General features: G+C 46.7%; 19 protein-coding genes. All 19 read left to right on the plus strand.

Going from position 1 to position 22,055, the window contains the following annotated elements; translation table 11 throughout:
* The first annotated feature begins 78 nt into the window (after positions 1–78).
* The 19 genes from J4G07_04720 to J4G07_04810 all read left to right on the plus strand — a co-directional run bounded on the left by J4G07_04720 (position 79) and on the right by J4G07_04810 (position 22,050).
* The gene (locus J4G07_04720) at positions 79–771 is read left to right on the plus strand and encodes an adenylate/guanylate cyclase domain-containing protein (GenBank protein MCE2413283.1); all 693 of its coding nucleotides are present in this window, start codon (positions 79–81) and stop codon (positions 769–771) included.
* Positions 772–1,145: 374 nt separating this feature from the next.
* Positions 1,146–1,721, plus strand: coding sequence for a HEPN domain-containing protein (locus J4G07_04725; protein MCE2413284.1), 576 nt, complete (start codon positions 1,146–1,148; stop codon positions 1,719–1,721).
* A 457-nt stretch (positions 1,722–2,178) separates the two neighbouring features.
* Positions 2,179–3,387 (plus strand): TIR domain-containing protein, encoded by a 1,209-nt coding sequence (locus tag J4G07_04730; GenBank protein ID MCE2413285.1) that lies wholly within the window; start codon positions 2,179–2,181, stop codon positions 3,385–3,387.
* Positions 3,388–3,576: 189 nt separating this feature from the next.
* The gene (locus J4G07_04735; GenBank protein ID MCE2413286.1) at positions 3,577–4,725 is read left to right on the plus strand and encodes a tetratricopeptide repeat protein; all 1,149 of its coding nucleotides are present in this window, start codon (positions 3,577–3,579) and stop codon (positions 4,723–4,725) included.
* Positions 4,726–4,885: 160 nt separating this feature from the next.
* On the plus strand, positions 4,886–5,233 hold the full coding sequence (locus J4G07_04740) for a hypothetical protein (GenBank protein ID MCE2413287.1): 348 nt from the start codon (positions 4,886–4,888) through the stop codon (positions 5,231–5,233).
* A gap of 157 nt (positions 5,234–5,390) precedes the next feature.
* The gene (locus J4G07_04745) at positions 5,391–5,660 is read left to right on the plus strand and encodes a hypothetical protein (GenBank protein ID MCE2413288.1); all 270 of its coding nucleotides are present in this window, start codon (positions 5,391–5,393) and stop codon (positions 5,658–5,660) included.
* A gap of 479 nt (positions 5,661–6,139) precedes the next feature.
* Positions 6,140–6,856: an FRG domain-containing protein gene (locus J4G07_04750; protein ID MCE2413289.1), complete on the plus strand. Its 717-nt coding sequence runs from the start codon at positions 6,140–6,142 to the stop codon at positions 6,854–6,856.
* Between the two features lie 3 nt (positions 6,857–6,859).
* Positions 6,860–7,657 (plus strand): tetratricopeptide repeat protein, encoded by a 798-nt coding sequence (locus J4G07_04755; GenBank protein ID MCE2413290.1) that lies wholly within the window; start codon positions 6,860–6,862, stop codon positions 7,655–7,657.
* Between the two features lie 570 nt (positions 7,658–8,227).
* Positions 8,228–9,400: a Gfo/Idh/MocA family oxidoreductase gene (locus J4G07_04760; protein MCE2413291.1), complete on the plus strand. Its 1,173-nt coding sequence runs from the start codon at positions 8,228–8,230 to the stop codon at positions 9,398–9,400.
* A 260-nt stretch (positions 9,401–9,660) separates the two neighbouring features.
* Positions 9,661–10,659 carry a sugar phosphate isomerase/epimerase gene (locus J4G07_04765; GenBank protein ID MCE2413292.1) on the plus strand — a complete coding sequence of 333 codons (999 nt, stop codon included), beginning with the start codon at positions 9,661–9,663 and terminating at the stop codon, positions 10,657–10,659.
* Between the two features lie 362 nt (positions 10,660–11,021).
* Positions 11,022–12,125: a PD40 domain-containing protein gene (locus J4G07_04770; protein MCE2413293.1), complete on the plus strand. Its 1,104-nt coding sequence runs from the start codon at positions 11,022–11,024 to the stop codon at positions 12,123–12,125.
* 138 nt (positions 12,126–12,263) lie between these two features.
* Positions 12,264–13,658 (plus strand): DUF1349 domain-containing protein, encoded by a 1,395-nt coding sequence (locus tag J4G07_04775; protein ID MCE2413294.1) that lies wholly within the window; start codon positions 12,264–12,266, stop codon positions 13,656–13,658.
* Between the two features lie 122 nt (positions 13,659–13,780).
* The gene (locus J4G07_04780; protein ID MCE2413295.1) at positions 13,781–14,680 is read left to right on the plus strand and encodes a LamG domain-containing protein; all 900 of its coding nucleotides are present in this window, start codon (positions 13,781–13,783) and stop codon (positions 14,678–14,680) included.
* Positions 14,681–14,845: 165 nt separating this feature from the next.
* Positions 14,846–15,853: a Gfo/Idh/MocA family oxidoreductase gene (locus tag J4G07_04785; protein MCE2413296.1), complete on the plus strand. Its 1,008-nt coding sequence runs from the start codon at positions 14,846–14,848 to the stop codon at positions 15,851–15,853.
* Between the two features lie 271 nt (positions 15,854–16,124).
* The gene (locus tag J4G07_04790; GenBank protein MCE2413297.1) at positions 16,125–17,063 is read left to right on the plus strand and encodes a mannonate dehydratase; all 939 of its coding nucleotides are present in this window, start codon (positions 16,125–16,127) and stop codon (positions 17,061–17,063) included.
* A gap of 13 nt (positions 17,064–17,076) precedes the next feature.
* Positions 17,077–18,093: a GNAT family N-acetyltransferase gene (locus J4G07_04795; GenBank protein ID MCE2413298.1), complete on the plus strand. Its 1,017-nt coding sequence runs from the start codon at positions 17,077–17,079 to the stop codon at positions 18,091–18,093.
* Positions 18,094–18,233: 140 nt separating this feature from the next.
* The gene (locus J4G07_04800) at positions 18,234–19,592 is read left to right on the plus strand and encodes a sulfatase (GenBank protein MCE2413299.1); all 1,359 of its coding nucleotides are present in this window, start codon (positions 18,234–18,236) and stop codon (positions 19,590–19,592) included.
* 269 nt (positions 19,593–19,861) lie between these two features.
* On the plus strand, positions 19,862–20,662 hold the full coding sequence (locus J4G07_04805; protein ID MCE2413300.1) for a phytanoyl-CoA dioxygenase family protein: 801 nt from the start codon (positions 19,862–19,864) through the stop codon (positions 20,660–20,662).
* A 14-nt stretch (positions 20,663–20,676) separates the two neighbouring features.
* On the plus strand, positions 20,677–22,050 hold the full coding sequence (locus J4G07_04810) for an alkaline phosphatase family protein (protein ID MCE2413301.1): 1,374 nt from the start codon (positions 20,677–20,679) through the stop codon (positions 22,048–22,050).
* Positions 22,051–22,055 lie beyond the last annotated feature (5 nt).

Below are 22,055 nucleotides of genomic sequence, written 5' to 3' on the forward strand. Positions count from 1 at the left end.
TCTGTTGAATATGCCATAATAGACACATTCTATTACAAAATACAAAAAATGTCTTTTTAATTCTAATGGACACTATAAATGAGTTTAGGCAAAGATTTTACCAAAGCAGTTCGGAAAATATTCCGTGAGACTTGGAATACCCGAAAGGGCAGAAAAGTCCCTGAGCCAAAAGAGTTAGGGTTAGGCAATAACGCCGTAGAGTTAGACGGAACCATTCTTTATGCGGACCTTGACGATTCTACAAACCTCGTGGATTCCTACAAATCGAAATTCGCAGCTAAGATATATAAGGCATATCTCAGTTGTGCTGCTAAAATCATACGGTCTGAGGATGGTATCATCACTTCTTACGACGGCGATCGTATCATGGCAGTGTATATCGGAGACGAAAAAGACACGCGTGCCGCCCGTTCAGCACTAAAAATAAATTACACAGTTACCGAAATTATCAATCCTATTCTAAAGAAACGCCATCCCAAAACGAAGTACCGTGTTAAACAGGTTGTGGGTATTGATACCAGCAAACTATTCGTAGCGCGCACTGGAATACGAAAATCAAATGACCTTGTTTGGGTTGGACGTGCAGCTAATTACGCAGCGAAATTGTGTTTGGGCTCATCACGGCACCCTTCACGCCTGACTAAAGCGGTATACGATAAATTGAGTGATTCAGTTAAGTATGTGGATGATGATAAAAGAACACCCATGTGGAAAAAGGCTACATGGAATAATATGATAATTTATCGTTCGACTTGTATTTGGCCAATATAAGTAAGCTACGTCATCACCCGACTGAAGCGATTAGAAAACTGTCTGACTCACCATCACATTGGAGGATACGTCCCCTTCAATCCGCGTAACCCACACCATCCGTATAATCAGCGATTCTGACAAGCACTCATCTATGGTGTTCACACCTCAGACAGGATCCATAATTTTGCCTCGCTCGAAGAAATATTGTTTGGCTCAAGGGGGCCTTCGCTAGCACAATCTACGGAGAAACAAGTTTGGCTCTTTTCCCTGGAACATAGTAAATCTTAAATGAACCTGCGGCAAGGAGGTGCGTTTAAGAATATTTTCTGTCTTGCCCTATAAGATCGTTTTTTAGACAAAACCCCTGAAAGCGAATCAAGGAGATTTGTTTGATGACTACGAAAAATAAACAAGATCACCCACTTATTAATGAGGAATCCATCGCCGTTTTGGTGCCTGGTATGTTGATGTCTGCCAAAGCCCTTATTGAATTCGGTAGTTCCGAATGGAAAAAGGAGGATCCAGAGGCACTTGTTCCTGGTACTATAACTTCTTCCATTATTATTAGTGGTCATTGTGCCGAATTGTTGCTGAAATACAAAATAAAACGAGAAGGTCGTACATTTAAGAATACCCACGACCTTTACAATTTGTACAGAAAATTGAAGATGGAGTCTAAAGAAAAAATACAAAAGGAATTTGACAAACTGAAGTCAGCATCTGAAATAGCACTGGGTGAGGGTTGGGATAGTACTGAAGCCATATTTCAGAAAGCGCGCAACGCTTCAGTGAACTGGCGTTTTGTGAACAAGAAGTCACTCACCTGCGACCACCGTGCGCTTTATATCGCAGCTGTGAGTGTATATAAAACTACTCCCTTCGCAAGTAAGACATATTCACGACAAGAGGTAAAGGATCCAGCACTTAAAGCCAGCGTTTTCGGCGGATTGGGCAGAACTACTCGGTAGATGATATGGTGTTTTCCAAAGATGGACTTAAGGTGAGAACTACACCGTGTAAGCGGGTATGTGAACTACTACCCCGCTGGAGTGTAAGAAGGTTTTGAATCTCTCAGCGTCATCCACGTAATCCGTGATAATCTGCGATTCAGACTCCTTCACAAAATCGAGATTGACAAACGGGGTACGTACATGGTATGATTTAATAACAGAACGTGAGTTTGAAAAAAGTTTTCACCCGAAGCGTCCTCTGTCAGTCTTGGCAAAAAACGGCACAAACTAACAGTTTATGCTACAATAATCCACCTTTTTTACAGATGAAAAGTGATTAAAGCGAACTCACATTTTATTATCAAACTCACGTTAACAGAGGAAATTCACATTGTGGGGAAAGAAACGAAGCGAAGTGTCTGAATCGGGGACTGCCCAGAAGATACAGCCTGCAAGGATTTAAAGGGTGCCAAAAATGCAAAAATACGATGTCGCATTGTCATTTGCCGGAGAAGATCGACAATATGCCAAGGCATTATCAGCTCTTCTTGAAGCGGGTGGATATAAACCCTTTTACGACGAAAATGAGTTATCTGATCTTTGGGGAAAGAACCTCTATGATTACCTATCATCGGTTTACAAAGACCGAGCGCGTTATTGTGTGATGTTTCTGTCTAAGCACTACGAGCGAAAGTTATGGACCAACCATGAACGCCAGCTTGCACAAGCCAAGGCATTTCAAGAAAACCGTGAGTACATTTTGCCAGTTCGCCTCGACGATACAGAGATTCCGGGCATTCCTCCCACAGTCGGGTATCTGGATTTACGTTCAATGACTATTGAAGAAGTGTATGAGGCTTTAGATAAGAAGTTATCGGGTACAATACCAAAAACCGCTGCAACGGATCGAATTACTTCCAGTGTCGCTGAGAAAGACACAACTGAATATGTCTTGTTAATTTCTGAAGATCGAAAGTCGTATTTCATTCCAGTTCAAAATGCACGTTGGGATTCAACAGAAATTTCGCTTGAACTGCTTCCAGAATCCCCTGAAGAAACTGCTTTTCTCCGCACATTAAGAAGGCATATCAATGATACATTTGCAAGGGATGTTCACATTGCACTTGCGCTCAGAGAAGATGCCGCGTGGGTAAAACCCCAGGAAATTGTAGAAACTGCATCCGGTTCTCAAATCGTTTGGAAAGTTGTTTTCAAAGAAGAAAGACACAGACAAAATGCGAATCCCCTTGGTGAAATGACATTTGGCAGTCTTTCACCAGACACGATGGCTGAAATGCGTGCAAGGCGCATCCTGCTTGACGAGAAATTAGGCGACCTCCCACCAGATTTCCAGAACCGAACAGGCCCCACGGGTTTATTCAATGAAGTTACATTGGAAATGTTTATTCGTGGAGGGAACGGATTTCAAATTTCTGCCTCACCCATCCCATCCTTATATCGCTTTATCGGGAAAAGCCAAAGTCAATTTGAGAAGTTTGCCCGTTTAACATCTATTCTTTACCTGAAACTTTCAAATACAGTTGAGGAGATACTTCAATTTGATTTGAAACTTTTGAATTCTGAACAAGTAGAAGTCAAATTTAAAGGACGGCGACACAAACGGTTTATGAACGTTGAACCCCATACCTTTGAAGTTAATGGCACTTGCCAACTCTCTGAATAACCCGCCTTTTGAAAACTCAAGATGTCCCGCTGTTATAGTGGGATATTGATCCGAACCCACTGATCCGTTTCATCTAAATTCAAACAAAAGCAAAACCTGAACGGGAACAAATAATCATTTTGGAAGATAAAAATAACATCACTGCTAAAACCATAAACGAGTTTATAGAATGGGCGGCACAATTTAGCGATGGACAAAATAGAGGCATCCGCTTATCGTCGCCTCCGAGAAATCGACAGAAACGATCCAAAAAAGTTGATAAAAATCAACAAGGATTTGATAGAAAAAGCACGAAGTCTGGGACACGACCAGAGAGATGGCAGACAACTTCCTGATCTTGAACTACTGGCAGAACTTCAGCATTTCGGCGCAGCCACCTGTCTAATAGACTTCACGCGTAGTGCATTGGTCGCGCTCTGGTTCGCCTGTCAGCAAGGATCCCAAAGAGAAGCAAATGGTAAAGTATTCGCTGTCCGACACGATGATATGGTCCGTTTGAAAACGGTGAATCCCGAATTGATAAAAGAAGATATTGACTATTTTCTCGAACCGGACAAAAACGGTAGATATCCCCTCTATCAATGGCAACCCAAACTCCAGAACAATCGCATTATCGCCCAACAGTCTGTCTTTGTATTTAGTGGGGCCCAAATTGAAGCAGGGGCTGAATGTGTCATTGATAAAAATAGCAAGCAAAACATCCTAATCGCTCTGGATAAAATATCAGGTATCACCGAAGCTAATATTTATCCAGATTTCGATGGATTCGCTCGCTTACATGCCCACAACAAATCTTACATTGAACCCGATGCCCAAGACTATCTGCAACGCGGTATTGAAACTCACCAAAATGATAATTTAGATGATGCCATTGAGTACTACACTGAAGTTATACGATTAGATCCAGCGGATACCTCTGTTGTTTCCATGGCTTACTACAATCGTGGTGTTGCGTATGACGGAAAAAATGAGGTTGACCTTGCCATCCGAGACTATAACCAAACTATACAACTCAATCCAAATTCCGCCGATGCCTATAACAATCGTGGTTACGCTTACCGTCAAAAAGGCGAAATTGAACGCGCTATTGAAGATTATGACCGAGCTATACAGATCAAAGCAGATAACGTTCTGTTTTACAACAATCGCGCTATCGCACTATTACACCTCAAAGAGTGGGAAAAAGCCAAATCGGACTTGACGATTGCCCGAAACATGGGAGTAGATATCATTACTTTATTTCGTAACACTTACGCGAGCGTTACAGATTTTGAGCAGAGATATGATATTCAAATGCCAGCGGACCTCGTTGCACTCCTAACTCCCGCGCAGGTATAGCAGTAAAACAAAACGCAATAAGTAGTTTTGGACTTATGGGTGTGCAATAGACACGAGAAGCTGGCTACACTAAAAAGTGGCATCGCTTGTTCGCGGGGGCAGCACACCTTACATAATTAAGGTTTTGAATCCTATATCAAATTAGAAGGAGACGATAATAATGACATTCTTTATACCAACAAAGTCATTAGGAGATCAGGAAATCACTCATCATTTTGTAGACCTTGAAAAGGCTCAACGAATTTACGCGTCAACAACAGCCACACTTGAGGAATCATACCGACAAAAAGGAAGTCACTGCATAGTGACAGAAATGTCTCCTAATAACAAAGATTCATCCATATATTCATACGGATCACAACGAGAATGTGAAAATGAAATAAAAAACTTAACCAAAAAACTAAAAAGACGTAATAAGATGCGGCACATTATTGCCCCAGGCGTGTTTATATTCTTAGGCTTAGTTTTAGGTGTTGCCATAAGTTTAATACCAACCATTATACAATAAGTAATTTGGCGCTTAACATAGATTTTTCGAGTCCAAAACTACTTATTGTGAAAAACAAAAATCCCTCCTCTTAGCAGATAACTTGATCAGGACTTACGACTGGACAAGTTAGCAAACTGCTTACACCGACAGTCCCAAATCCTGAATGGGAAAGAAGATGAACAAATCAAGAGTTTTCGCAGACTTCCACAACGCAGACGTAAAAGGTCGGGTGCGGTTGAACTGCGCTGGGACAGCAGCAGATCTCGAACGTCAGGGCATTGTGCTGCAAGAGGGACAATCCCTTATCATCTATAGCGAAGAGTTGGAGGTTGAGGGTGTTGCTCACTACTCAGAAGCAGAAAAATTGTGGACCGCGGTGATTGATTGGAATGCCATTCGAGAAGTAGAACCTGAAGTGGCAACGTTAATTCAGACCAAAAATTAGCAAAGTTAAGACAAGGTTTGTTGCTCAAATTCGGCAGGTGTTAAATACCGTAACGCCGAATGTGGCGTTTCTGGTGATACACCTATGTCATAAAAGGACCGATGCGTTCTCTCGCCTCGGTTATATCTTCATACACATTGAGGTGGACTTCCTCCTCCTTCGCAACATTTCGCTATATTTCGCAGCATTTCGCTATATTTCGCAAGAAGGAATACGAAAACGTTGCCGACTTTGAGCAGAAACATAACGTTAAACTACCAAACGAGATTGCCGCACTGCTAATTTCCCTGCGGTCATAGTAGAAAAACAAAAAACTGTCCTCTTAGTGGCTCACCTGATGTTACAGAGGGTCAATCCGCGAAATCCGTGTAATCCGCATAATCCACGATTCCGACTGCTTCATAAATTGAAATTGACAAACGGCCACATACATGCTATGATTTAACATGAAAGAGAATTCATATCGTGGAGAACAGCGTTTGAACACACAAGAAACCGAACTGAACGGGATTTTAGAGATAATCGGTAGGATAGCAGAAACAACCGCCGATGGTGATTTCATCTATCGCGGCGAACCGCAACACTATGAAGAAGTTTCCTCAAGTCTGTGGCGTGAATGTCGGGAAGAGATTGGGACAGAGGAATTTGATATAGAAGCCATCCAAGAGCGAATGCTCGAAGCAGCGAAAGACTATACCCACGAAACAGATCCTTTTGAAATCCTGACCGAACTTCAACATCACGGTGGTCATACCAATCTTATAGACTTTACAACCGACAACCATATAGCCCTTTTCTTCGCATGTGACGGCTTCCTTGACCAACCCGGCAGGATAATTTTATTTCAAAGAACGGAAGAGATAAATGAAGAGTACAAAATTAGGGAACCACAGAATCCAAGAAACCGCGTCATAGCCCAGAAAAGCATATTCGTGCGACCTCCCAAAGGTTTCCTTGAGTCAGAGCCGTACGATGTAATTCACATTCCTCAATTGCTTAAAGAGCCGATATTAGATCATTTGCAAAAACAGCACGGTATCTCAACACAGACCGTCTACAACGATCTTCACGGGTTTATCAGAGACCAGAACACCCACCTGAAAGAATGCATAGAAGTTTACGATGCCGAAACGCAGCAGAGGGAAGATGACTTTCAGCTTGAATCGTCTCAAATCAATAAGGAGAGGGAGACATAAAACATGCAGACTCAAGCAGAACAGACCCCTTACGATATCACCATTGAGCGCTTTAACAAAGCGATTGAACGAAGACCTACTTTTGCCCAAGGCTATAACTATCGAGGTATTGCCTATGGTAATATAGGCGAAATTGACCGCGCCATTGAAGACTTTAACACGGCTATTAGACGCAAAGAAAACTACGCCGAGGCATACAGCAATCGAGGGGCAGCTTACCGCATCAAAGGTGACTATGATCGCGCATTTGAAGATTGCAATATAGCGATAAGACTTGACCCAAATTTACCAGAAGCATACAACAATCGCGGAATAGCGTATAAACTCACAGGTGAAATAGATCGGGCTATTGAAGACTATAACACAGCAATAGAACTTGACCCCAGTTTTGCTTATGCCTACTACAACCGTGGTATTGTTTACTATGAAAAACAAGAATTTGATCTCGCCATCAAAGATTATACCAAAGCCATAGAACTGAGACCAAACCTCGTCCATCCCTATAACAATCGTGGTAATGTTTACAGGAAAAAAGGCGAGTATGAACGTGCCATCAAAGATTATGACGCGGCGATAGAGCGTAACACTGATTTGGCAGAGCCATACTACAATCGGGGTATGGTATTCTTACGCTTGAAAAAATGGGAAAAAGCCAAAGAAGATTTGACAACTGCCAGAGACAAGCAGGAAAATATCATCATTGAACAGTTTCGCAAAGAATACGAAAACGTTGCCGCCCTTGAGCAGAAACATGAGATTAAACTACCGGAAGACATCGCCGCACTGCTAACTTCCCCGTAAGAATAACAGTAAAGCGATTTATCGCTGATTCGCAAAATGTTACACTTTCTGCCAAATTATTTTTTGTTCGTACAGAAGAATCGAATAAAAAAATGCGTCTAAACCCACGCACACATTGGATTCTCAGACAAGTTTAGCAAGTTCCCCAAAACACAAAAAAGTTACCAAATCGTAACTTTTTAGCAAATTAGTTTAAAATAAATTAACATTTGTTATCCATAAAAACTGATTGAAAACCGAGTCTGAAGTTTCAGTGTAAGCATTTCAAATACCTCCTATCAAAACCATTCAAAAATCCAGCCATTTCTATATTCACGAACTTTTGAAAACCTACCCTTTTTCAGATTTTACTCTGAATACTCTGAAACTCGCCACATTTTCTTATCCTTATGTTTGAGTCGTGTCACCGAGATCGCGACCTGATTGACTGCTAACGACTGAATCCTTCTGAACAAAAATCTTGAAAAAAGTATCCAAATATGAGATAATGTATTTTGGAATTAAAATACCTTTACAGGGCGAAACTTACAGGTTTCCCATTTTACACAAGCAAAGGAGAAAACACGCAAGATGCCACTGAACAGGAAAATACGTTACGGCATGGTAGGAGGTGGACCGGATGCCTTCATCGGTGCTGTCCATCGTAAAGCCGCTGCACTTGATGGAGAAATCGATCTCGTTGCTGGGGCGTTCTCATCATCACCCGAAAAATCCCGACAGCAAGGTGCTGAACTCTTCCTCGATCCGAGTCGGGTCTATGGATCTTACAAAGAGATGGCAGAGAAAGAGAGCCAACTTCCCGATGGCGAACGCATTGATTTCGTCTCAATCGTAACACCGAATCACGTCCATTTTGATGTCGCCAAAACCTTTATTGAATCCGGGTTTCACGTCGTCTGTGATAAGCCGATGACTACAACGGTTGCCGATGCTGAAACGTTATGCAGCCTCGTCAAAGAACACGATGTCGTTTTCGCACTCACGCACAACTACACAGGCTATCCGATGGTGAAGCAGGCACGTGAACTCGTGAAAGCGGGGAAACTCGGAACGCTCCGTAAGATCGTCGTTGAATACCCGCAAGGTTGGCTCGCTACATTCTTAGAGGACGAAGGCGCGAAACAAGCCGTCTGGCGCACGGATCCGAACCAAGCGGGTGCATCCTCATGTATCGGAGACATCGGTTCCCACGCTGAGAACTTGGCACACTATATCACCGGACTCGACATCGAAGAAATTTGTGCCGACATGACCACTTTCGTAGAGGGACGCTTATTAGAAGACGATGGAAACCTGCTCGTGCATTATGAAAACGGTGTCCGTGGTGTGCTTTATGCATCGCAAATTTCGGTAGGTGAAGAGAACAATCTGCGTATCCGTGTCTACGGCACCGACGCGTCGCTGGAATGGCAACAAGAAAATCCGAACTATCTCTACGTCCGCTTCCCCGACGGTCCCGAACAGGTTTATAAACGCGGCAACGATTATCTGTCAGAAGTCGTGCAACACAATTCGCGGATACCGTTCGGACACCCAGAAGCTTTTATTGAAGCATTCGCAAATATCTATGTAAACGCAGCGCGGACAATCGCAGCGAAAATCGCAGGGGAAACCCCAACTGAGTTTGATACAGATTTTCCAACCGTCCAAGATGGCGCACGCGGCGTGCACTTCATTAATGCAGCTGTAGATAGTGGTAAACAACGCGCGTGGATCGATGCAAGGTATACGCCACCGGCATAATCCTTTCGTAAGATGACATAGGACAAAATGCTCGTGTATTCAGGCATCACAAGAAATGGGAGGGATACTGATGAACACCTATAAAGAAGGGACGCATATCCCTTATGCCCCTACAGAGGCGGATGAACTTTATCCTGACTCAGATGGAAAACCTATAGCGGTTTCGGAAACTGTCAGAGGACGAAGTTGCTATCCTCTGAAACATCCTTCTATTTTTAGAATTTACGACAATCAATGGACTACTATCAAGGAGACACACTATGGCAAGACCTGTAACACTCTTTACAGGCCAATGGGCAGACTTAACATTAGAGGAATTAGCAGAAAAAGCAAGTGGTTGGGGCTATGATGGCTTAGAACTCGCCTGCTGGGGCGACCATTTTGAGGTTGACAAGGCACTCGCAGACGATAGCTACTGCCAAGGCAGGCACGATCTACTCGCAAGATACGGACTCAAAGTTTGGTCAATCAGCAATCACCTTGTCGGACAGGCAGTCTGTGATAATATTGACAGCCGACATCAAGGTATCTTGTCGGAGGCTATCTGGGGCGATGGAGACCCCGCAGGTGTTCAGGAACGTGCCGCCGAAGAGATGAAAAACACCGCGCGTGCAGCCGCGAAACTCGGTGTAAGTGTCGTCAATGGGTTCACCGGTAGCTCGATATGGCATCTACTTTACTCTTTTCCTCCGAACGACCCAGCACAAATTGATGCCGGTTTTGAAGATTTTGCCAACCGCTGGAACCCGATCTTTGATGTCTTTGATGAGGTCGGTGTCAAATTTGGGCTCGAAGTTCATCCCACCGAAATTGCTTTTGACATCGTCACTGCGGAACGTGCGATAGAAGCGGTCAACGGCAGAGAAGCGTTCGGATTTAACTACGACCCAAGCCATCTCGGCTATCAAGGCGTCGACTATGTAGCATTCCTTGAACGACTGAGTCATCGGATTTATCACGTCCACATGAAAGATGTCTGGTGGGCAGACACACCCCGCTTGTCGGGGGTATTTGGTGGACATCTGAACTTCGGGGATGCCCGGAGAAATTGGGACTTCCGTTCCATCGGTCGCGGTAACGTTAACTTTGAAGAAATTATCCGTGCCCTCAACCACATGGAGTATGACGGTCCACTCTCTATTGAGTGGGAAGACAGTGGCATGGACAGAGAACACGGCGCACGCGAATCGTGTGCGGCTGTCAAGGGTTATGACTTTGAACCCTCTGCTGTCGCCTTTGATGCCGCGTTTGAGGAATAAGAAGTTCAATGATGGGTCTGGCGGGGCACCATCCCCGCCAGACCTAATAAAAACTGCAGTGCTCCTTAGGTCGGGTAGAGCGGTTAATGACCAAGCCCCGTTAGTCTATCAGTGATCCCTGCTGTTCAGTGACACATTCATGGAAAATAGACGTAGCAAAACCCAACAAACTAACGCTGCGCGTGCGAGAATACGCAGCATTTCCAATCTAAATGCTTATGTCGAATCTACGTTAAATTAGCACCAAAAACTTAGTCTGAAACGAAGTCGAAGGGTTTTTGCTTGGACATTTCCCCTAGATCTACGATAAGGAACGTGATCCCCGAAAGCACGCTAACCGAACCGCAAGGAAAATTTAAAAAATGGCGAAAGGGACAATTCACCCACCTGAATCTCGATCCTTTATCGATCAACGCACGGGAACACAGATCCGGCAGGTGACGACTGCGTCCGCGCTGCACCACCATCCATTCTTCATTATACCTGCGTATGACGACGCAATGCAGCGGCTGATATTTGTCTCACATCGAACCGGAACACCACAAATATTCGCAGAAGAAAGAAGCACGGGTGAACTTCGCCAATTAACAGACAGACCTGACATCTCGGAATGGTCGGTGCATCCCTCGCATGATGGAAAAGCCGTCTACTTCACAGCAGGGACAAGCGGATGGAAAGTAGATTTAGAGACGCTTGAGGCACACGAACTCGTCAATCTCGCCGCAACCGCGATGCAAGATGAAGGTATGGTCGCCGCCGCTATGGGCACGACCACTTTGAGTCACGATAACCGATGGTGGGCTGTGAGATTCCAGATCGGTAAAGAATCCGCACTTGCTATTATCGATACAGACACCGGCGAACACGACATCATCTTACGGAGAGATAGTATCGGGCACCTTCAATTCTGTCCGGACGACTCCAACCTACTTTACTATGCGGGTCCCTTGACGGATCGGGTATGGGTAATCCATCGCGACGGAAGCGGTAATCGTCGTCTCTATGCTCAGAACCTTGAGAAAAATGAATGGATCACACATGAAACATGGATTCCCGGGACGCGTGAACTTGCTTTCGTCGACTGGCCCCGCGGTGTGAGATGTGTCAACGCCGATACCGGAATAGTCCGACAAGTGGCAACGTTCAACGCGTGGCATGCTATAAGCAACCCTACAGGAACATTTATGGTAGCAGATACGAACTTCCCCGATATCGGTATCCAAATTTTTAATTCACGGGACGGTATCGGTGAACCACAGACGTTATGCTATCCTAACGCCTCATCTCTTGGCGAACATTGGAGTCGTCCCTTTCCGTATGCCGCCGGTCCTATTCAGGTTTACGCCCCACAGCATACACACCCACATCCATCTTTCAGTCCGGACGGCAAGCACGTTGTATTCACATCAGATCGCAGTGGATATGCCCAAATCTACGAGGCAACTCTTGAAGACACACAAAAATAAATAAACATAGGAAACTGCTTTTCAGTTTCCCACATTGCAACGGAAAACACACACGGAATTTGTAGCAACACTTACAAGAATGTAAAGCAAAAACAAATTATGCTATAATTGGTATAATTTCCATAAAAGGAGAAAGAAATGCCAGTCATCATACCGCGCCTCGTTGTTGAGGTGTTCCAACATACAAACTTCCGGGGCAGAATGGGATATGTTGTAGAGCCCGTTTCTTTTACGCGAGACATCGGATTTCAAGACAATATTTCTTCTGTTCGCGTCTACAAGGGTCCGAACTTCTCGTCGAATCCGAATTACAAAGTTATCCTTTACCAGCATCGTAACTTCCGCGGTAAAAAGTTGGCTCTCGGACCAGGGTTTTACCCGAACTTGCATGACACTGCTTACAACTTCGCCGACAGAATCTCATCAATCAATTTCGGTTCCACACTGGAAGTGGTTGGACCGGAGTGGGGCACTATCCCGCTGATTGTAGACTGTTACGAGCACGTCGAATTCCGAGGTAGAAAAATTACTATCCTGCGCGACATCGCCAACCTACGGGACGCGCAAGGCGGAACTTGGTTTGAAGACCGAATTTCGTCTATCCGTATCTTCAAAGGACCAGACTTCCCACCACATGGTGCGGAGGTTGTCTTTTACGAACACCCTGACTTTGAGGGCATGCCCCTACCCATACGCATGGAACCTTCGGAGTATAAGAAGGAGTTGCCGAACCTCCATTTATTACCTCAAAACTTCGGGGATTCTATCTCCGCTGTGAAGATTGAGGGATGGGCATCTTCCGGTGAGTTCACAGAGATGGTATTTGAAGATGAGTTCATCGGAAACCGTATGCGTCCAGAATGGCGATGGGACGACCCGAAAGGCGGCGGCTCCTGGGCAGAACGTCAAGGCTATCTGGAAATGCGGACTGAACCCGGGCAAGACCTCTGGCACGGTCCTGACGGTAGAAGCGGCGATATGAGTGCACCACGGCTCCTTATGGAAGTCCCTGGAGATTTCGCTATTGAAACCCGCATGCGTATCTCTCCACAACTCAAGGAACACGGCGGCTTATTAGTATGGAAAAATCCCAACAGATTCCTTCGACTTGAGAAAACCTCGGGACCGCATGCCTTTAGAGGTGATGTCCGATTTGAACGGCATGTCGGACGCTCATTTAACTTACGCGGACGCAGCAGTGGGGTCAGAAATGTCCGAGAACTCTTTTTACGTATAGAACGTAGAGGAAACCAATTCTCTTCTTTTGCCAGTAGTGACGGCATCCAATGGAAAAGCTGCGGACAAACGAACGTTGGCATGGGAAATTCGGTCCATGTCGGGGTACACGCCTTGTGCCCAGGGAATATACCGCCAACCTTAACCCGTTTCGATTTCTTCCGAGTGTTCAAACGGAGAAGCGAGGTTGCCGAATATCGTCCTATTGTTGCTGAACAACACGGTCAGATGTCTGACGAGGAACGTGAACGTCAAATCGCGGATCGGCGCGAACGTGCCATGCGCGATCTGTCCTAAATAGCCATCACCATGCTTCGCAGTGAAAACAATCAGCAATCAGTTTATAGCAAGTGAAAACATCAGCGATGACGACAACGATCTATCAATTACCGATAACCAATATAAGGAGGGAACGGATCATGCGTCTACAGAACAGCACCCGTTTTCAGAGCAAATATTTTGTGGAAAATTCGCGGTTCTTTACAGTCTTTGCGAATGCCAAAAGCGCGTTCGCCCTTCTCCTTCTCGTGTTCCTTGTATGGAACGGACAGCCCGCCGACGCAATCGTCGGTGCGGTTGAAGACGGTTTAATCGCTTACTGGTCCTTCGACAAAGACACAGTAAAAATTAAAACCGAGGCGGTAGATCTCTTGTCAGGACTCGCTGCCGCTGTCCATGGGGATCCCGAACTCGCACCTGCTGGCGACTGTAAAGTCGGGGAGTGCGTCCTTTTTGATGGCAGTGTTGACCGCCTCCTCGTTGAAGATTCAAATCCAGCGACAATCGACCGTGATTGGGAAGAAATCACTCTGGAATGTTGGGTCTATATCAACGCATTAGATGACAGTTGGAACCGGATCATCTCGCTTGACGATATGCCAACGAACAGTGCAGTCGCGAGCCTTTATTATGACGATGACGATAACCAACACGGTTTCTTCATCAGAGCCGGAGGTCAATCAACGGTGGCAGCACAGGATAATGTCCTGGAAGACATCCCACTTGAAGAGTGGTTGCACCTTGTAGGCACCTATGATGGCGCAACGGTTCACTATTATGTGAACGGAAAACAGGAGAAAAAATACGCCATGAAGGGTGGGACAATTGAAAAAGGAGGACTTCTTCTCGGCATTGGGGATCGGTCAGATGGATGCGATTGCGACACAATCCAAGGGTACATTGACGAATTCCGAATTTACGATCGCGTCCTGAGTGCAGCAGAGGTACAGAACAACATGAAAGCCACAGGACTCGATGTCAGTCCTTCCACGAGCCATCTGAGCGTTACGTGGGGACATATCAAAGCAAGACGGAGATAATCCTTTTAATTTCCCTTGCGGTTAAACAACGTGGGATTGACAATTGACGTTCCTTTCTCAAACCCGTCTTCCACTACGTTACGGACTACGTGCTCTGTTTTTTATGGCAATTGGAAGCCTGCGCGTAACGATGTGGAGCGCAGCCCAGGAGGCGATAAATTAAAAATGGAAACGATTGGAGTTGGCGTTATCGGATGCGGCGGCATGGGCAGAAGTCTTGCCACCAGTGCACACGCTGTTGAAGGAATAGAGGTTATCTCTGTCAGTGATGTTCAGGAAGCACTGGCTGAAAAACTTGCCACAGACCTTGGGACGTCCTACACACTCAATTACCACGACTTACTCGCCGATGATCGGATTCGTGCGGTCCTCATCGCGTCTCCACCGTTTATGCACTCACAAATGGCTGTCGATGCGGCAAACGCAGGCAAACACGTATTTTCGGAAAAACCGATGGCTCCCACGTTAGAGGCGTGCGACGCGATGATTACCGCTGCTGAGGAAAACGGGGTCAAACTTACCATCGGTTTGGTGTGTCGTTACCACGCGACGCATGCCACCGTTCGAGAAATTGTGCAGAGCGGAGAACTCGGTGCCCCTGCTTGTATGAAGGTGCATCGCATCGGCGGACCGTGGCGTAGTGGATACAGTCACACGCCATGGCGATTGGAACGTGCGAAGTCCGGTGGGAGTCTCATGGAAATCAACGCCCATGAAGTCGATTTTATGCGTTGGACCTGCGGCGATGTCTCAACTGTCTACGCCACCGGTGGACAATACGGACCCGATAAAAGCGACTATCCAGATGTCGTGCTTGCTTCCTTGCAGTTTGCGAACGGAGCGGTCGGTTTGCTTCACTCCAGTCATGTCTCCGCTGTCGGTGGGTATGGCGGACGCGTCGATTGTGAAGGCGGTTCTATCTATTTTCCACAGATCTGGGGTGGCGATGCCGCTATCGAGATTAAACCTTTTGAGGGTAAAGGACGACAGATTAAAATAGCAGACATTGAAGTGCCACCGCCGGTTCAAGAAGAGATTCGCGTCTTTATAGACGCAATTCGCAACGATACACAACCACCTATCACAGGTTTAGACGGTCGTGCCGCCGCTGAAATCGCATTAGCTGCATACCAATCTGTTGAAAGCGGGCAACCGGTTCCGTTACCCCTTTAATGGCAGATGGAGATAAATGTCGATGCTCTGGGCGGAATCCGCAGAAATACCCAAGCGACACCTACTTCACCAAACCGCAGCTTTTTTACCTATTAAGTTTTCGCGCACGCTCCATTACATTACGCGCGGGTTTCCGGTGATGTAGGTACCGGGTTTGAAAATCTGTACAATTTGGAAGATGACATAGCCTGCAACAACGGCGCAGGCGGATTTAAGAAATGCACACAGTAATCTAAACAACCGTTATTTAACCGCAAGGAAAAATTAAAAGATGAAAATTTCAGTCTGGGATGGCGGACTTTCTGATAGCTATCTCAAACAGGTTACACAACTCGGTGCAGACTGTATCGACTTTGGAGGTGGTAACGCCTTTCCGGGAGTTGAAGAGCAGGGTTACCCCGACTTGGACGAAGTCCTGAAAATTAAGAAGCAGATCCGTTCTTGGGGACTCGACATCAACCGTGTGACACTTCCGAACATCACAGAAAAGTTTATGCAAGGTCAACCTGATGGTGAAAAGGAATTAGAGAACACGTGTAACGCCCTCCGAGTCTTTGCGGAAGCAGGGGTGCCTATTGCGCGCCAAAGATTTTGGGGCGATACGTTCGACTATCTAATGACGCGCTATTCATCCGTCCATCGGGGTGGCTACACCTCCCGCGGTGAAAGCCGTGCCGCAACCGAAAATCCACCACCTACACCGACGATGGAAGCTCTCGACGAATGGTGGAAACGCTTTACCGAAGTCTACGGAGCACTCGTCCCTATCGCCGATGAATGCGATATTAAACTCGCCATCCATCCTTCAGATGTGCCAAACCCGGATACACCGCTCGGTAGTCTCGGTTTCCACCGTGTCACGGATACCTTTCCGAGCAGAAACGTTGGGTATCTCTATTGTTGCGGCACTCGGGCGGAAGCCGGTGGTAGTGCGATTGTTCTTGACGAAATCAACAATTACGGGCGTAAAGGGCGTATCTTCATGGTTCACCTACGGAACGTCCGCGGTAGCCTCGCAACAGCCGGAGCGTTTGAGGAAGTCTTGCTTGACGATGGCGATATGAACGCTTTCAAAATCGTCCGTGAACTCCAAAAGGTCGGATTCGACGGATGCATCAATGCTGACCATATTCCGAAATTAGAAGGCGATGTTGGATTAGCGTATTCCGTCGGTTACATTAAGGCACTCTTCGCGGCATTGGCAGCATAACTCTAATGGGCATGTGTACACTTTAGACCCCTTGACCCCTCAAAATCAGGATAAGTGGGATGCCACCCTTCGGCAATGTCCGGATACGACTGCCTTTCAAAGTCTCGCGTGGCGGGATGCATTAGCAAGCGCATTCAGCCAGCTCACTCCAACTTACCTACTCATCAATCAAGATGACTCAGTAATAGGTGGGCTGCCTGCCTTCGTTTTTCAACCGATACCGGGCATCCGTCTGTGGCACTCAATGCCGTGGAATCTATTTGGGGGTGTACACCTTATCGAATCAGGGCAAATTAACGCTGAAACCCTGATAAGCTCCATCGAAGATGCAGCAACGGCAAAGGGATGGTGTGAAATTCGTTGGACACTCACACCTAATCAGGCCATGACCGATGCTGAGCTTTTCGCTGAAATGGGTTATGAACGAACAGACTACTTCACACACCTATTGAACACAAACGCGGGTGTTGAATCCCTCTGGCACGCCTATAATAAACGCGTAAGGGGAGCGGTCCGAAAGGCAGAGAAATCGGGTGTGACAGTCACGGACACAGATAGTGAAGTGGCTTTATCCACCTTTTACGACATGTATCTTATGACAGTCAAACGGTTAGGTGGCACCCCAAAACCGCGTGCGTTTATGGAGACGCTTCTGGAGCGGAAAATCGCCAAACTTGCCATCGCTACATATAACGGTACGATTATCGCAGGACTGCTCTATCTACTTTTCAATAAGACAGTAACGCTGTGGTGTGAAGCATCTGTGCCAGCATTCTTGAAATACCGCCCTAATAACGCGATTTTTCACCACATTATCACACAAGCATGTCGTGAACAATGCGAATGGGTTGATTTCGGGGCATCGCCACCAGAGAACACAGGGTTAATTGCACATAAGGAACAGTATCGCGCCGTCCGAACAGACTTTGCCAGTTACACAAAGGTCGTTTCGCCGCTGAAAAGGGCGTTGTGGACAAAGAGTGAGGACACACTTCGTCAAATTTATACCTGGATGCAGAGGAGTGGTTAACGGTTATCAGTTGTTAATTGTCGGTAACAAGAGGTTTCTGGCAACAATTCACCCTTTCTGGAATATTCCAAGTTTATGAAGATTGTTACAAAGTGCCTCTTTAACCGAAAACTGATGACCGAAAACTTTAACCATAAAAAATGGAAACTAATCGTAAACCCAATTTAATCTTCGTTTTCGGCGACCAGCATCGCCAATGTGATGTCGGATGCGCAGGCAACCCACAAGTCCAAACGCCTGCGATGGATCAACTCGCACAGGAAGGGATGTTTTTTCCCAATACCTACACGAACGTCCCGATATGTGTACCAGCGCGTGGCTGCCTGATGACAGGTAAATACCCGTTGAACCACAAAGCCGTTTCCAACGATCTACCGCTCCCTTTAACGGAAACCGGCATCGCGAAAGTCTTTAAAGAAGCGGACTATGCCACAGGTTATATCGGAAAATGGCACCTCGGCGGCATGCCGCGGGACAAGTTCATCACACCTGAGATGCGGTTCGGTTTTGACCATTGGATCGGGTGGAATTGTCATCACGATTACTTCAATGCGCCGTATCACGACTCCGATGGAAATCGATTCCAGATTGACGGATATGAACCAGAGTTCCAGACCGATAAAGCGATTGAATACTGCCGAGAGCATGCCGATGAGCCTTTTTGCCTCTATATGAGCTGGGGACCGCCACATAATCCGTATGAACACGTCCCAGAACGCTACAAAGCGATGTATCCACCAGATCAGATTCAGCTACGTCCGAACGCGGTGGATACCCCCGCAACACGAGAGGATCTCTCCGGCTACTACGCGCACATCACAGCTCTGGATGAGAATCTCGGACGTTTGATGACTGCGCTCGACGACATCGGTATCGCTGATGATACTATCCTTGTCTACACATCCGACCACGGCGATATGCTCGGTAGTCACGGACACACCAGAAAAGAACGTCCATGGGACGAATCCAGTCGTATTCCCTTTATGATGCGTTGGCCCCGCAGAATTCCGGCAGGTGTTACCCGCGACACCTTACTAAGCCTTGTCGATTTCATGCCGTCCATGCTGTCGCTGTGCGATTTGCCGATTCCAGAGGGTGTGGAGGGTATCGACCTTTCAGAAGCGATGCTCGGTAACACAATCGACGAACCACAATCCGTGCTGCTTGAAGTCCCCTTGCACGGCAGTGAAGGTTTCAACTTCGGTATCCGCGAATGGCGTGGTGTCCGCACGCATCGCTACACTTATGCCCGTCATTACGATGGAACAGGATGGCTCCTTTACGATAACGATAACGATCCGTATCAGTTGAACAATCTCATTGACGACGAGGACTCGCAAAACCTACGCGCAGAACTCGAAGCGGAACTCCAACAATGGCTAACCCATATAAACGATCCGTGTCTGTCCGGACTGGAACACATCCGGCAACTCGGCTTATCAGAATTGTGGAACATCAGCGAACAGCGGTTCGGCGGCAGAAATCCTCGTTGGGCATAATTTTAAACTAACGCAAGCGTTCGATCTGAGGGGTTTCAACTGTGACATTCCTCTTCGAATATCCGCAGTGCGCCGTTGTTGCACTGCCGCGTTTTTGATTCAAACTTATATAGTAAAGTCTGTAATTACTTTTACACCATCGTCCAGATACGTCGGGAATCGGAGTTCCCTCCTACAGTATTCGTGAAATACGGAGTGTTGTTTTCCAAAATGTAAACTGATTTTCAGGAACTACTATACCACAAAGATAACATAGGAGATAGCACCCTATGACTGATGAAGAAAAATTTCGATTCGACTTAACCGGATTCCTTGTTCGTCCTGCGATCCTTGAACGCGATGAAGTGGATGCAATCGTTGATCAGATCGACCGGATACATCACAACAAAGAATCCTTACCGCCGGAACACCGTGCCGTCCCGGGCGGTCCCGCGAGCGTCCTGATTGATCATCCCAAAGTTCTGGATGTCCTACATGAAATTATCGGACCCGAGATACGGTTAGAGCACAGCTACTCTGCTTGGCGCGAAAAAGGGCAGAGGCACGGTGAACTCCACGGTGGCGGACCACGACAGGCAGATCCGATCTTCGGGTATCGCGTCAACAATGGGCAGATTCACGCTGGAATGGTGCGAGTCGTCTTTGAACTCACAGATGTTTCTAAAAAAGATGGTGCGACGCACTTTATAGTTGGGAGTCACAAATCCAACTTCCCGATGCATCCTGACCACATGTCGTTAGAAGAAGGGAAGCGGAGTCCGTTTCTGATGACCTACGAATGCCCCGCTGGCAGTGCGATCTTCTTCACAGAGAACCTGTGTCACGCCGGTCCGGTGTGGCAACGGGAGACCCCGCGTGTAACAGTGCTAAACGCGTACGCGCATCTCGCAACACATTGGCACCGTCTACCGATTCCGCCTGAAGTTCTGTCCGCTTTACCGCGTGAAAAGCAAGCGTACTTCCGTGAACCGTGGGTTGCGGATTTCCGCACGCGCCCGGCAACGAGAAATACGATTGAGCGGTTCCTTAACAACGACGAAGCACCTGTGAATACCGATACCAAGCCGTGATTTAAAATGAAGATATGAAAAAGCGAGTACTCATTATCGGTTGGGATTGTGCCGCGCCTGAGCTTGTCTTTGACGCTTTTAAAGACGACATGCCCAATACACGCCGTTTGATGGAAGAAGGTATCTACGGCGAATTGAAAAGCACGATTCCCCCGATCACCGTCCCAGCGTGGATGTGCATGATGACCAGCCGTGATCCCGGTGAACTCGGTATCTACGGTTTCCGCAACCGTAAGGACTATTCTTACGATGCGATGACAATCGCCAACTCACACGCCATCAAAGTGCCAACGCTCTGGGATCTCTTAGGGCAAGTGCAGAAGAAATCGGTCGTTTTGGGAGTGCCACTCACCTATCCAGCAAAACCCTTTCCGGGATGGATGATTACCAGTTTCCTCACACCTACTCTCAACTCACAATGGACCTTCCCACGACGACTGACACGGGAAATCACACAAGTCGCCAGCGATTACATGATCGATATACCGAATTTTCGGACTGACCGACGCGCTGAACTGGAACAACAACTCCTCAAAATGACGGCTGAACGTTTCAAACTCGCGCGCTATCTGCTTGAGACAAAGGACTGGGACCTCTTTACAATGGTCGAAATGGGGTCAGATCGACTCCATCACGCATTTTGGCGATTTTGGGATACAACGCATCCGAAGTATGAACCGAACTCGCCGTTCTCAGAGACAATGCGGAACTACTATCGCGCCCTCGACACCGAACTCGGAGAAACATTAGCGTGTGTAGACGAGGACACCACGATCATGGTCGTCTCTGACCATGGTGCCAAACGGATGGACGGGGGTATCTGCGTCAATGAATGGCTTCGACAGCACGGTTATCTGACACTCAAAACCGAACCGAGTGAAATTACGCGATGGACACCGGATATGGTAGATTGGGACCAAACAAAGGCGTGGGGAGAGGGCGGTTACTATGCACGAATCTTCATAAATGTTGAAGGTAGAGAACCGCACGGAACTGTCAGTGCGCGAGATTACGAGGATATCCGTGGTGATTTGAAGGAACAACTCGAAGCAATCGTTGATGAGGAGGGACTTAACATCGGTACGCGCGTTTTTAAGCCCGAAGAGGTATACCGAGAATGCCGAAACATTGCTCCTGATCTCATCGTCTATTTCGGCGATCTCTTTTGGCGTTCAGTCGGAAGCGTCGGATACAACAGCATCTATACCTACGAGAACGATACCGGTCCCGATGACTGCAATCACGCAGAGATGGGAATTTACATCATAAAACGGAATGGACAGACAGATGGACACGCTTCCACGAAAAGTCTATACGATATTGCCCCGACAGTCCTAAATGAGTTCGGCATCAACATTCCAGAAGCAATGCAAGGGAAACCGATGTAGGAGCG

The organism is Candidatus Poribacteria bacterium (genome assembly GCA_021295715.1).
Lineage (GTDB): Bacteria > Poribacteria > WGA-4E > WGA-4E > WGA-3G > WGA-3G.

Coding starts and splice junctions, on each gene's coding strand:
- J4G07_04720 (MCE2413283.1), top strand. CDS start 79: ATGAGTTTAGGCAAAGATTTTACCAAAGCAGTTCGGAAAATATTCCGT.
- J4G07_04725 (MCE2413284.1), top strand. CDS start 1,146: ATGACTACGAAAAATAAACAAGATCACCCACTTATTAATGAGGAATCC.
- J4G07_04730 (MCE2413285.1), top strand. CDS start 2,179: ATGCAAAAATACGATGTCGCATTGTCATTTGCCGGAGAAGATCGACAA.
- J4G07_04735 (MCE2413286.1), top strand. CDS start 3,577: ATGGACAAAATAGAGGCATCCGCTTATCGTCGCCTCCGAGAAATCGAC.
- J4G07_04740 (MCE2413287.1), top strand. CDS start 4,886: ATGACATTCTTTATACCAACAAAGTCATTAGGAGATCAGGAAATCACT.
- J4G07_04745 (MCE2413288.1), top strand. CDS start 5,391: ATGAACAAATCAAGAGTTTTCGCAGACTTCCACAACGCAGACGTAAAA.
- J4G07_04755 (MCE2413290.1), top strand. CDS start 6,860: ATGCAGACTCAAGCAGAACAGACCCCTTACGATATCACCATTGAGCGC.
- J4G07_04760 (MCE2413291.1), top strand. CDS start 8,228: ATGCCACTGAACAGGAAAATACGTTACGGCATGGTAGGAGGTGGACCG.
- J4G07_04765 (MCE2413292.1), top strand. CDS start 9,661: ATGGCAAGACCTGTAACACTCTTTACAGGCCAATGGGCAGACTTAACA.
- J4G07_04770 (MCE2413293.1), top strand. CDS start 11,022: ATGGCGAAAGGGACAATTCACCCACCTGAATCTCGATCCTTTATCGAT.
- J4G07_04775 (MCE2413294.1), top strand. CDS start 12,264: ATGCCAGTCATCATACCGCGCCTCGTTGTTGAGGTGTTCCAACATACA.
- J4G07_04780 (MCE2413295.1), top strand. CDS start 13,781: ATGCGTCTACAGAACAGCACCCGTTTTCAGAGCAAATATTTTGTGGAA.
- J4G07_04785 (MCE2413296.1), top strand. CDS start 14,846: ATGGAAACGATTGGAGTTGGCGTTATCGGATGCGGCGGCATGGGCAGA.
- J4G07_04790 (MCE2413297.1), top strand. CDS start 16,125: ATGAAAATTTCAGTCTGGGATGGCGGACTTTCTGATAGCTATCTCAAA.
- J4G07_04800 (MCE2413299.1), top strand. CDS start 18,234: ATGGAAACTAATCGTAAACCCAATTTAATCTTCGTTTTCGGCGACCAG.
- J4G07_04805 (MCE2413300.1), top strand. CDS start 19,862: ATGACTGATGAAGAAAAATTTCGATTCGACTTAACCGGATTCCTTGTT.
- J4G07_04810 (MCE2413301.1), top strand. CDS start 20,677: ATGAAAAAGCGAGTACTCATTATCGGTTGGGATTGTGCCGCGCCTGAG.